General features: G+C 58.9%; 10 protein-coding genes. 2 read left to right on the top strand and 8 right to left on the bottom strand.

The annotated features are described in order from the left end of the window. Nucleotides 1–535: 535 nt before the first annotated feature. The 3 genes from IPM61_07550 to IPM61_07540 all read right to left on the bottom strand — a co-directional run bounded on the left by IPM61_07550 (nt 536) and on the right by IPM61_07540 (nt 3,721). The gene (locus IPM61_07550) at nt 536–1,894 is read right to left on the bottom strand and encodes a WD40 repeat domain-containing protein (protein MBK8911171.1); all 1,359 of its coding nucleotides are present in this window, start codon (nt 1,892–1,894) and stop codon (nt 536–538) included. Between the two features lie 45 nt (nt 1,895–1,939). Continuing rightward, nucleotides 1,940–2,635 (bottom strand): tetratricopeptide repeat protein, encoded by a 696-nt coding sequence (locus tag IPM61_07545; protein MBK8911170.1) that lies wholly within the window; start codon nt 2,633–2,635, stop codon nt 1,940–1,942. A gap of 627 nt (nt 2,636–3,262) precedes the next feature. Continuing rightward, complete coding sequence (locus tag IPM61_07540) at nt 3,263–3,721, bottom strand: hypothetical protein (protein MBK8911169.1); 459 nt, start codon at nt 3,719–3,721, stop codon at nt 3,263–3,265. A 197-nt stretch (nt 3,722–3,918) separates the two neighbouring features. On the opposite strand from IPM61_07540, the gene IPM61_07535 reads away from it, so the two are divergent. Next, nucleotides 3,919–4,959 (top strand): transcriptional regulator, encoded by a 1,041-nt coding sequence (locus tag IPM61_07535; protein ID MBK8911168.1) that lies wholly within the window; start codon nt 3,919–3,921, stop codon nt 4,957–4,959. Between the two features lie 1,087 nt (nt 4,960–6,046). Here the strand turns inward: IPM61_07535 and IPM61_07530 are convergent. Then, nucleotides 6,047–6,280 (bottom strand): hypothetical protein, encoded by a 234-nt coding sequence (locus IPM61_07530; GenBank protein ID MBK8911167.1) that lies wholly within the window; start codon nt 6,278–6,280, stop codon nt 6,047–6,049. A gap of 166 nt (nt 6,281–6,446) precedes the next feature. Between IPM61_07530 and ptsP the strand changes: the two genes are divergently transcribed. Further along, nucleotides 6,447–8,249, top strand: coding sequence for a phosphoenolpyruvate--protein phosphotransferase (gene ptsP, locus IPM61_07525; GenBank protein MBK8911166.1), 1,803 nt, complete (start codon nt 6,447–6,449; stop codon nt 8,247–8,249). 76 nt (nt 8,250–8,325) lie between these two features. Here ptsP and IPM61_07520 read toward each other — a convergent pair whose 3' ends face one another. The 4 genes from IPM61_07520 to IPM61_07505 all read right to left on the bottom strand — a co-directional run bounded on the left by IPM61_07520 (nt 8,326) and on the right by IPM61_07505 (nt 12,089). Next, a complete protein-coding gene (locus IPM61_07520) occupies nt 8,326–8,790 on the bottom strand; it encodes a hypothetical protein (GenBank protein ID MBK8911165.1) in 465 nt (154 codons plus the stop codon). A 34-nt stretch (nt 8,791–8,824) separates the two neighbouring features. Next, complete coding sequence (locus tag IPM61_07515; protein ID MBK8911164.1) at nt 8,825–9,970, bottom strand: RluA family pseudouridine synthase; 1,146 nt, start codon at nt 9,968–9,970, stop codon at nt 8,825–8,827. Further along, nucleotides 9,963–10,595: an RdgB/HAM1 family non-canonical purine NTP pyrophosphatase gene (rdgB, locus tag IPM61_07510; protein MBK8911163.1), complete on the bottom strand. Its 633-nt coding sequence runs from the start codon at nt 10,593–10,595 to the stop codon at nt 9,963–9,965. The genes IPM61_07515 and rdgB overlap by 8 nt, the downstream gene beginning before the upstream one ends. 147 nt (nt 10,596–10,742) lie before the next feature. Next, nucleotides 10,743–12,089, bottom strand: coding sequence for a T9SS type A sorting domain-containing protein (locus IPM61_07505; protein ID MBK8911162.1), 1,347 nt, complete (start codon nt 12,087–12,089; stop codon nt 10,743–10,745). Nucleotides 12,090–12,115: the final 26 nt, after the last annotated feature.

Here is a 12,115-nt window from a genome sequence, read left to right as displayed (position 1 = left end):
ATCACCCCATTGTTCGTAATGCTAACGTCGTTATAGGAAGTCGAATTGAACAGGAAGGGGAAAGGCAAAGGCACAAGCACCGCGCTCGAGGGGATTGCAAGCCACCCGTTTGATCCGGTATAAGTGCTATGGGTTGACACTGGCGAAGAAAGACTTTTCAACGACCCCGTGCTTACCGAGAAAACGTAATCCAACTGCCCCCACGCTGGTGCAGCCAGCACTATCAGCATTGCAGCGGCCGTGAATAGCCGGTGGATCTGTAGCCGTTTCATCTGATGAAACTCCAGTTTATGAATGTGTTGAACGTTGAGAGTCGAACAAGCAAGTATGCGGGGCTTGCATACCCATACGGAAATGGAGGGAGTGTTGGGGCGATCAACCCGAGAAGGATGGCATGGGGATGCCACCAAGAACACAAACTACAGGAGAGAGGTTTCCATCTGGGGGTGGGTGATTTTGTAAGCCGACGCTATCTTACTGAAGATTTAGCACATGGCCAAGCAGAATTTTGGAAAGATTCCCCTGCGGCAACAGATTACTCCCCACCCACGTGAAGCCATGCCCCCTGCCGCTGCGCGCCCCCTGCCACCCCAACATGATACACGCCAGCAGGAAGCCCCCCAAGCGGCAGCAGCAGCGATGGCTCCCCAGCCGCCACTTCTTTCACCATCACAATCGTTCCAATCATGGTGGCCAGCACCACCCGCTGCGGCGTTGCTGCGGCGGTGGGCGCGGGAAGCCACAGCACGGTTTCCCCCGTGGCAGGGTTTGGCCGCAGCTGAATCCCTAATTGCTGGCTTGATGCCGGATGCCCCGGAGCCACCGAGCTTGATAGGCTCCAGATAATCGCCGTGCGGTCGTCGCTGCAGGTCACCACGCGGGCAGCATCGGGGCTGAACTCCGCGCTGTAGAGCGGGGCCGCGTGCCCCAGCAGCAGCCGCACGGTGTCCCCGGTTTCGGTGTCCCAAATCAATGCCGCCCCGTCGAACCCAGCGGTTGCGGCCAGCTTTCCATCGGGGCTGAATCGCGCATCGCGAATGCGATCCATGTGCATCGCCAAGTTGCGGAGCTGCGCCCCGGTGTTCGCATCCCAAATCCGTGCGGTCATGTCGAAGCTGGCGGTGAGTATCCGCGAATCGTCCGGGCTGAAGTATGCCGTGCGGACGCGGTTCGTGTGGCCGGTTAGCATCTGGACCTGCTCCCCCGTCTCGGCGTTCCAAATCCGTGCGGTTCCGTCGAACCCAGCCGACACCACCAGCTTCCCATCGTGGCTGAACTCCGCATAATTCAGCGATCCTTTGTGGCCGCGTAAGGTGAGCAAACGCTCGCCGGTTTCTGCATCCCAAATCTGCACGGTGCTGTCGCCGCCACGTCCGGAGGTCACCACGCGTGTGCCGGCGGGATTGAACCGCGCCGTAAAAAATCCCGGGATTGCATCTGCCGTTAGCGTCCGCAGCAACGCCCCGTTGGCCGCATCCCAAATTCGCGCCGTCCCATCCTCCCCCGTGGTGATGATTCGCTCACCATTATTGCTGAACAGTGCCAGGCGGACATTCCCGTTGTGGCCTTTCAGCAGAAGCTGCTGGCTGCCGGTGGCCGCATCCCACACCCGCGCCGTGCTGTCCCAACTTGCGGTCACCACCCGATCACCATTTGGATTGTAGAAGGCCGAGATAATCCTTGAAGTATGCCCTCGCATTGTCACCTGCTTCGCGCCGGTGGCGGCATCCCAGATCACCGCCGTGCTGTCGTAGCTACTGGTCAGCACATGACGACCATCGGGGCTGAAAACCGCCGAAGTAACGGGAGCCTGGTGCTGCAAAACCGTCTGCGACCTGCCAGAAATGGTGAGCAGAAAAAGACCCACAAGCACGATTACGGAAAGTTGGCGCATTGGAACCATCGGTTGGTTTGGTAGGAATTATGATTGCTTGTTCCCTTATCGCTGCTCTTTGCGCCGGATGCGCTCAACCAGCAATCGGGCTTGCTCGGCAAGGAAGGAATCAGGATCAAGGCGGAAGAACTGTTCAAGTGCTGCTTGCGCTTTGGGGTATTCCCCGCGCTCTATCCAGAGCAGCCCAAGAATGAAGAGAGGGTCGGAGAATGTGGAGTCCAACGCTGCGGATTCTTGCAAACACTCCTCGGCAATCGGGGAACGCCCCATGCTCCAGTAGGTCAGCCCCAATCCAAAAATTTTGGAGGCACCGGTTGCCTGGGTTCGGTTAAATATTCGGAAGGCAACAATCTCCGAGTCGTGGCGGGTCACCAAGTTCTCGTAGTACTCGCTGATGATGATGGCGTAGTTGTAGTTCAGCCCCACCAGCGCGTTGAACTGCGGAAGCCGGTCCGACTGCAGCCGCGCCCCCTGCAATGCCACATCCAACGAGCGGTCGAAGCTCGCCGTTTGCAAGTAGGCAAGGGAGAGTTGTAGCAGGGCCTCGGCATCATTGGGGTTCCGGTCCACCACACGGCGGTAGTGTTCAATCGCCCCGGCGTAATCGAAGCTGTCGCGCAGGGCATTCCCCGCTTGCAGCTCCAGGGAGAGAGAATCGGCCTGCGCCAGCAGCGGCAAGGCCAAATTCCACAACAGGCCAAGCCCGAATAGCAGAGAGGATATGAAGAGCCTCGGAGTCACGGTGGAGGAATCTACAAAACAGAGTTCATTCCGAAGCGTTGCCAATCTCGCTATCCCCTTCCCCGTAACTCCCTTCCCAAACAACGCCAAAGCAACTGACGGAGAGGGGGGCCGGAGAAGAGGTAGCCGCCCCGACCTCCGTCGGGGTTGGTAAAAGGTCTTTAGCCTTCGGCGGATCAGACTGGGCAGGCTAAAGACCTGCCGCTACCCCGGCTGCATCGGGGCCGCTACCCGACCTCACCCCCCAACCCCCTCTCCGTGACTCCCTTCCCGAACAACGCCAAAGCAACTGACGGAGAGGGGGAGCCGGAGAAGAGGTAGCCGCCCCGACCTCCGTCGGGGTTGGTAAAAGGTCTTTAGCCTTCGGCGTGAAGACTCGGCAGGCTAAAGACCTGCCGCTACCCGGCGGGGAGGGAGAGCCGGAGGAGGGTAGCCGAAGGTCTTTAGCCTTCGGTGTCATCTTCCCTCGATCCCGACGGAGGTCGGGGTCGCTACCCAGCGGAGAGGCGGCTTGGGATTTAGAGAGAACGCGATCAACAGCCAAACCCCTTTCCCCCCAGCATTGGGGGGACGCGCAGCCGCTTGCGGCGAAGCAGGGGGGCGCGCTGGTTGGCAACACAAGCCAGACTATTTTTGAACGAACTCTACCTTCCCGCCGCACAACGTTTCCAGCCCGCGCCGGACGTTCCAGTACCATGAGTTGCTATTGGGGTGAAGTTTGCTGTCGCTGTAGTAGGTCTCGTTGGTGTACGTCACTGCCCCAAAGGCGTTCCGCGATTGGTCAATGGCTTTTGCATAGGCCAGCACCGTGTCACCTTTTATGGTGAATATCCATTGCAGGGTGCTGGATGTTCCGGTCCAGATGCTGTGACTTTCGGCGGTGGAGGCTTGCAGGATTCCGATGTTATCGTTGACCAACGTTAGCTGCATCCCCTCGGCCATCACCAGTGCCGAGAGCGCGGCCACAATCTCCTTCGTTGATTTCGACGCGCATGGGGTGGTAAGCTGGATTGGGCGCGGCGCGCAGGCGGCGAACAGCACCGCAATGCCCAGTGCTGCCGCTGAATTTCGTGTCAAGTGTGCCATAGTGGTTATGAAGGTTATTGAATGATTACGTTGCCGAATGGCGGTCGCAACTTCACACCTCCCATCCTCCACTTCGGACAAATTCCGTCCGGTGTGCCTGGGTTCGGGGCGCAGCTTTGCAGCAAATCAATCGGGCTGCGGCCACACTCTTGGACCGATTGGCACCGGCACTTTAATCACACATCCTTGTTCGTATCATGGCCAACAACTCCTTATCAGCCAGCCAAGCATTGCTGCAACTTCTGAACAGCGGGGAAGAATTTTCCACCGTGCAGCTGATGCAACACCTTCACCTTAGCGAACGCCAGGTGCGGCGGATATTGAAAGAATTGGAAGAGGCTGGAATCCCCGTTATCAGCCAGTTCAGAAACCGCCAGAAGTATTTCTCCATCCCCGAGGACCAACGGGTCCACAGCATCCGGACGATTGAGCTAACCGACCAGGAGATGCTGGCATTGTCGGTGGCGGCCCAAGCGGCAACGGCGATGCTGGGAACCACCCCGCTTAGCCAATCGCTGAAATCCAGTTTTGGGAAACTGCTGCACGCGCTGGAGCCGCAAACCGACTCCTTGGACCTTCGCGACGAGCCGAAAAACTGGCACTTCAGCGATGCTCCCGAGGTTCCCATTGACCCAGCGGTGTTCCGCACTTTGCGGCAAGGGATCATCGAACGGAGAAGCGTGCGGATTGAGTACACCTCATCCTCCGGCAAGCAATCTTCCGGGCGGAAAATTGACCCGTACTGCTTGGCGTTCCGGCAAGGCTCGTGGCTGCTGGTTGGCTACTGCCACGTGCGCCAGGCCATGCGAAATTTCTCCATTGCCGACATCGCCGCCGCCCAACTGTGCAACCACGCCACGGACCAGAACGCCACCTTTGAAATCCCAGAAGATTTTGATTCCGCCGAAGCGTTCCGCGACACCTTCTATGTGATTGGTGGGGAATCCCATGTGGTCCGCATCCATGTTGATGCCGAGCTTGCGCGCGCCTTCCGCCGCAAACTCTACTCACCCACCCAACAGATTGAACAGACCCTTCCCGATGGCAGCATCATTGTCAGCATGGAGGTTGCAGGGCTGAAAGAGGTGGCAAACTGGGTGCTAAGCTGGGGCGCAGGGGTGAAGGTGATGGAGCCGAAAGAACTTGTGGAGACAATCCGGCAGACCGCCGGGAAGTTGGCAGAATCCTACCGCCCCGACGCATCGGAGCGGCAAACCAGGGTAGCCGAAGGTCTTTAGCCTTCGCATCGGAGCGGCAAACCAGGGTAGCCGCCCCGACCTTCGTCGGGATTGATAAAAGGTCTTTAGCCTTCGGTGGCATCTTCTCTGGGCCCCGAATTACATCGAAGCCACTACCAGACCGCCATCGCACCCCTCCCCGCCTCCCCCAATTCTGGGGGAGGGGCTGGCAGAAATGGCGTGAGATTCACAGAGAAAAGAAAGAGTAGTAAGAACCCCTTTCCCCCCAGCATTGGGGGGACGCGTAGCCGCTTGCGGCGGAGCAGGGGGGCGCGACGGTATCAGGGTGATGCCGCCCCGACCTTCGTCGGGATTGATAAAAGGTCTTTAGCCTTCGGTGGCATCTTCTCTCGGCAGGCTAAAGACCTGCCGCTACCCGGTGGCCGTCCCGACCTTCGTCGGGATTGATAAAAGGTCTTTAGCCTTCGGTGGCATCTTCTCTCGGCAGGCTAAAGACCTGCCGCTACCCGGTAGCCGCCCCGACCTTCGTTGGGATTGATAAAAGGTCTTTAGCCTTCGGTGGCATCTTCTCTCGGCAGGCTAAAGACCTGCCGCTACCCGGTGGCCGCCCCGACCTTCGTCGGGATTGATAAAAGGTCTTTAGCCTTCGGTGGCATCTTCTCTCGGCAGGCTAAAGACCTGCCGCTACCCGGTGGCTGCCTCGACTCACTCGGGATTGAGACCCCACGGTGGCCGCCCCGACCTTCGTCGGGATTGATAAAAGGTCTTTAGCCTTCGGCGTCATCTTCTCTGGGCCACGAATTACATCGAAGCCACTACCAGACCGCCAACGCAGCAAGCCCCCTCCCCGCCTCCCCCAATTCTGGGGGAGGGGCTGGCAGAAATGGCGTGAGATTCACAGAGAAAAGAAAGAGTAGTAAGAACCCCTTTCCCCCAGCATTGGGGGGACGCGTAGCCGCTTGCGGCGGAGCAGGGGGGCGCGACGGTATCAGGGTGATGCCGCCCCGACTCACTCGGGATTGAGACCCCACGGTGGCCGCCCCGACCTTCGTCGGGATTGATAAAAGGTCTTTAGCCTTCGGTGGCATCTTCTCTCGGCAGGCTAAAGACCTGCCGCTACCCGGTTTTAGCCTTCGGTGGCTGGAAGCTCCGTGCCGCAGCGGGTGCAGAAGAACGCCACCGGGTGGCGCACCAGCGCGCCGCAGGCCGCACAACGGTTCCCCATCGCCGCGCCGCAGCAGGCGCAGAAATCGTCGTCGTCGTAGCCGAAGGCGTTGCAGCTTGGGCAGCGCACCACTTGGGCAGATCGGGAAGGTTCGGGCGTGTTCGGCAAAAAGCTCACGGAGTATGAAGTCAGCATGGAACAGGACTCGATTGGGTTCGGGAATCAATCTACCCCGCCGCAATTACATTTTCCCCTGCTTCCGATAACACCCCGCCGCCCCACGCAATCACCCCTCCAGAATTCTTTCCACCCCGTTTCCCCCCGCTTTGCGGTTCCCGGTTTCAACCGTACTTTTCCCGCCGTGGAATCCAATACCGACCAAACGATCAACCAACCAACCCTCCGCGCCGATGCCGCCAACGGCCAAGCATTGGTTATGCTGGAGGGGATTCCCGCTTCCCCGGGCATTGCCGTGGGAACGGTGCACCTGCTGGCCCCGGTGGGGAGCGCGGAAGCGGAGGAGCGGAGAATCCAAGAGTTTGAAATTGAGATTGAGGTGGAGCGATTCCACGCGGCGGTGGGCACTGCCGATTCCGCGCTGGCCCAGATTGAGGCAATGGCCCGCGAGCAGGTCCACGACCGCGCCGAAATCTTCGAGGCACTTCGGATGATGCTGCACGACCCCACGTTGCACAGCTCCATCTGCGCCGCAATCCGTGCGCATCGGCAGACGGCTTCCGGGGCCATTCGGATGGAGATGACCAAACTTGCGGCGCAGTTCTCCGCAAGCTCCAACTCCACCATCCGCTCCCGTGCCGAGGATGTCCACTCCTTGCAGGAACATCTGATTGCGGCGTTGGGAAGCACGCCAACGGCGCACCCGCTCCACAGCGGTGCAATCCTTGCTGCGCGGGCATTATCGCCCGGCGACACCGTGCTTCATGCACGCGGCGGGGTTGGCGCGCTGCTGCTGGAGGCGGGGGGGATCAACTCCCACGCGGCGATTCTTGCGCGGGCGTTTGGGCTGCCGATGGTGGTGGGGATTCGGGACCTGTTTGCGCAGCTTCAGCCCGGGTTCGGGGTGATTGTGGATGGATACGTGGGGCGGGTAATCATCAACCCTGACCAGGCCACGTTGCAGCAGTACCAGATGCGCAACGAATCGCTGCAAGCGCAGCGGCAACGCTACCGCCAGATTCGGGACCTTCCCGCCGAAACCCGCGATGCCGAGCGCGTCACCCTTGCCGCCAACTTGGACCTGATGGAGGAAATTGAAGGAGCGTTGGAGAATGGCGCGGAGGAGATTGGGCTGATGCGAACCGAATATCTGGCAATGCATCGTGTGGCTCAGATCGGCGTGGAGGAGCAAGCAACCGCCTACCGCCAGATTGCCGAACGCGCCTACCCGATGACCGTGACGTTCCGCCTGTTCGACATCGGCAGCGACAAGCTGCTGGGGAACGCCTGGAGCGGCGACAGCTCGCCGTTGGGATTGCGGGGAATGCGGTTGCTGCTGGCACATCAGGAGATACTCTATCGCCAGTTGGAGGCGTTGCTGCGGGCAAGTGAGATGAAGAATATCAGGGTGATGTTGCCGATGGTGGGAAGCATCGAGGAGATACGGGGGGTGAAGCGGATGGTCGCCGAAATCAAGCATCAGCTTCGGATCCAGCGCGTTCCGTTCGATGAGTATCTGCCGATTGGTGGAATGATTGAAACCCCCGCCGCCGCACTGATTGCCGAAACCCTTGCCAGCGAATGCGCCTTCCTGAGCATTGGCACCAACGACCTTGCCCAATACACCCTTGCGGTGGACCGCGCCCAGGAATCGGTGGCGGCGTGGTATGATGAATTCCACCCGGCGGTGCTGCAACTGATCCGCACCAGCATTCTTGCTGCGCACCGCGTTGGGGTGCCAATCACCTTGTGTGGCGAGATGGCCGGAAACCCGCTTGCCACCGGGCTGCTGATTGGGCTGGGGCTGCGCCGATTCTCCGTTGCGCCGGCGCAGCTTGGTCCGCTGAAGCTGCGGGTGCGCTCGCTTTCGGCTGCCGAAGCACGCGCCTGGGCACGCGCCGCGTTGCGAATGCCGGACCCGGGCCAGGTCCGTGCCTACCTTGCTTCCTGCATGGACGGAGGGGATTCGGAAGTGGAGTTGGAGTAGCCCATAAATCGGGAATGGCAGCGGCGGATCGCGCTCACCATTCGCTCACTCGCTCACTCGCTCACTGCTCACTCACTCACCACCCGCGCCAGAGCGGGCGTTGCGCCAGGGGGGAAAACGGCCAGGGGACCACCGCAAGAATCAGCAGCAACGCAAGGGTCCAGTAGATGGCCACCACGCGGAATTTCTGATGGTGGCTGGTTGGTTGCTTGCTGAGCGCGGTGCCGATTCCCATCAGCATCATTCCCAGCATCATTCCCACCACATGGATGATGGCGAAGAAAAGAAATTGGACGCTGGAATCGCGCACGGCCGGGTCGGTCCAGAAGTATTCCACGAACGGGCTGTAGAAGTAGAGGATCATCCCCACCAGCAGCTGCAGGTGCCCGGCGGATGCGGCGATAATCAACCCCCAGCGATTCCCTTTCCCGAACTCTTTCCGGCGGAGCAACCCCCAATACGTCATCCCCAATGCCCCCCCCAACGAAGCCACAAACACCCAGCGGAGAAGTGAGTGAAGAACCAGTAGTGTGTTGTACATCAATCCGAAGAACGAAGAAGAATGAAATGGATATTCAATGCTGGTGCATCGCTGTGCCGGCGGATTCCTCCCCCAGCTTCTCCACCAGCCTGGCCATATCCTCCGGCAGCTCGGACCCGAACTCCATCAGCTCCCCGGTGCGGGGATGGACGAAGCCAAGCGTTCGGGCGTGAAGGGCTTGGCGGGGGATCATCGCCAGCAAATTGGCGATCCGCTGGCGGTGCTTGGGACCGGTTCCGGGATAGACCACTTGCGCGCCGCCGTAGGTGGAATCGCCAAACAACGGGTGGCCGATATGGGCGCAGTGGACCCGTATTTGGTGGGTCCGCCCCGTTGCCAACCGAAGCACCAGCAGCGTGGCGAACTCGAACCGCTGCACCACCCTGAACCGGGTCAGCGCGTACTTCCCGTGGCGGCGGCTGACGGCGAACTTCTTCCGGTCGCTGGGGTCGCGGGCGATGTTCCCTTCTATCTCCCCTTCGTCCGATCCCACCACGCCCCACACCACCGCCCAGTACTCACGTTTCACCGTTCGGTCGGCAAATTGCTTTGCCAGCGTGGTAATGGCCGCCATGTTTTTTGCAATCACCATCAGCCCGCTGGTGTCCTTGTCCAGCCGGTGGACGATTCCCGGGCGGGGCAGGTCCAGCACGTCGTCCCCTTCCTCCTCGCCTGCGGTGTCGGCAGCGCGATCATCCTCCAGCGTCTCTTCCTCGCTTGCGGCTTCGGTGCTTGATTCGTCGCCGTCAAGGGGGTGCGCAACGGCTTCCAGCAAGCTGCTTCCAACGTGGAACAGCACGGCGTTCAGCAAGGTCCCATCGCGGTTGCCGTAGGCGGGGTGGGTGACAAGCCCAGCAGGCTTGTTGATAACCAGCACGTCGGCATCCTCATGCACGATGTCGAGCGGAATATCTTGGGCGATCAGCTCGATTGGCGGCGGCTTCATCAAGGTGAGCTGGATAACATCGCCCGGGCGGACCTTGTAGTTTGATTTTGTTGGCCGCCCGTTCACCAGCACCGCACCGCCAGCAATTGCTTCCTGGACCTTGTTGCGCGTGGCCCGCAGCACCGAACGTGTGAGGTAGATATCAATCCGCTCGGCGGCTTGGCCGGCGGCAACGGTCAGCAGCCGCGTTTGCGGGATTCGTTCGGGATACTGATCGGTGGGCAACTCAGGCATCGGCGGGGGAAGGTTGTGGCGGCAGTTCCGCCTGGGAGATGATTGGCGCAAGCGCGGCCCGCAGCGCAACCAACGCCCGCCCGCGGTGGCTGATGCTGTTTTTTTGCTTGGGGTTCATCTGGGCAAACGTCTGGTCCTCTCCTTCTGGAAGGAAGATTGGGTCGTAGCCAAACCCGGCATCGCCGCGCCCTTCGTGAAGGATCGTTCCCGCAACGCTCCCTTCGGCAAACAGCGTCCGCAACCCGTCGGTGTAGCAAAGAACCGTGCGGAACTGGGCGCGGCGGTTCTCCTGGTCGGCAAGGGTATCTATCAGCTTGCGGCAGTTGTCGGCGTAGGTGGCATCCGGCCCGGCGTAGCGTGCGGAATAGACCCCGGGCGCGCCCTCAAGGGCTTGGACCTCCAGCCCTGTATCGTCGGCAATCGTGGGGATTCCTGTGGCTTGGAAAATTTCGGCAGCTTTGATGTAGGCGTTGGCTTCCAACGTCTCCCCATCCTCAATCGGTTCGGGAATTGCAACGGGAAGGTCGCGCAGGGTCAGCACGGCAATGCCCTGTTGGCCATCGGCAAGGATCGCCGAAAGCTCCGCAGCCTTATGGGCGTTGTTGGTTGCAAGAAGAATGGTCATAATGGGGCGAAGATAAGGCGGGGGAGGGGTAAGGGATAATGGGTAAAGTGTAAAGGGTAAGGAGGGGGAAAGAATAGAGATTTCAAGAGCGTAGAAGGATCAAGGGCGCAACAGAAGCGGGAGTTGCGCCCTTTGAAATAACTACTGCTACCGTACCACAACGAACATTCGCTGCATCTTCAATCGCCCCTGGTTGATCTGCGCAACGTAGCTTCCTGTTGGGAGATCGGCAACGGAGATAGCCACTTTCATCCCATTCGCAGGAGCCGTAACGATTTTGACAACTTGACCTGCAAGGTTCAGAATCCGGACATCATCGGCAGTGTTAGGCAGCCCTTCAAGGTGAGCGTACAAAATTGATGATGCTGGATTCGGATGCAGGTGAAGAGTGGTGGGTGGCACTGCCAGTTGCAGGCTGCGAATGCTGGTAGTAGAGCTATGGGTGTAGCGATAGATCACGGCACCGGCTGCAAAAGCTAACGTATCATTTACCCGCCGCCAGCGATTGAAATTGATTGCTGTCGGAAACTCAATACGCTCCCACTGCTTTCCACCATCCGTTGTGTGCCACACCTGATTTCCCCATCCGCCAATCCACCCTTCCACAGCAGACATAAATATCATTCCCTGCGGGCCAAAAGAAGTTGGAGGAGATACCGTGGCATAATGATGCTCCTGCCATGTTAGGCCTCCATCAGTGGTAGAGAGATAGTACTTTTCAACCCCAAGTGATTGCACCGCCACGTATCCTTCCATTGGCGTGCGGAAAAATATCTTCCAGCCCTGCTCCCCTTTGCGTGTTGTCTGGTGGCGTTCTTGCCACGTTTTACCTCCATCGGCAGTAAAAAGAATAATAGCCTGTCCTACTTGAATGTTTCCATTGATGTTACCAACAACAAAACCTGAATCAGGAGTCGAGAACCAGCAATCAACTAACCCTGTAGCGTAACTGCTCATATCTATCCCTTCCCATGTAAAACCACCATCAGTGGTTTTCACAACGGTGGGGTGGCCGGTATAAACACCTGACCCGTACACTACTTGGTTATTGACTTTCCACAAACCGCATATTCCTCCTTGTGGTTTTGTACCCAAGAAATTATTAACCCCATACCATGTTGCTCCGCCATCAGTAGTATGCAGTATAGGATTGCTACTACCATAGGTTCCGATGATGCCACGCAACGAGTCAAGGAAGGTGATACTGCGTAAGGCTGGAGGTATGCTACCAACCTCAATTTTGGATGCTGACCAGGAGTCCCCGCCGTCGGTAGTACGGTACAGATACCCTGATAGATTAACCGCCCAACCAAGCCGTTCGTTTAAGAAGTAAATGTCTTCAAAACGGGGTTCAAACCCAGGTGTTTGTGGTGTTTTGGGGAGTTGCCAATTGCCAAAGTTGGTAGGGATCTGCGATAAAAGGAGCTGTGGGAAAATGGCGAGAATGCTCATTGCCAGCAACACAGCGTTGATGGCATAACGATGAAGACGCATAGCAGTGTACGTTTTTGTTGGAGATC

It is taken from the genome of Chlorobiota bacterium (assembly GCA_016710285.1).
In the GTDB taxonomy this organism is placed as follows: Bacteria; Bacteroidota; Ignavibacteria; order OLB7; family OLB7; genus OLB7.
The sequence above is the reverse complement of the archived record's forward strand: the minus strand, read 5'-3'. Positions and strand labels throughout refer to the sequence as shown.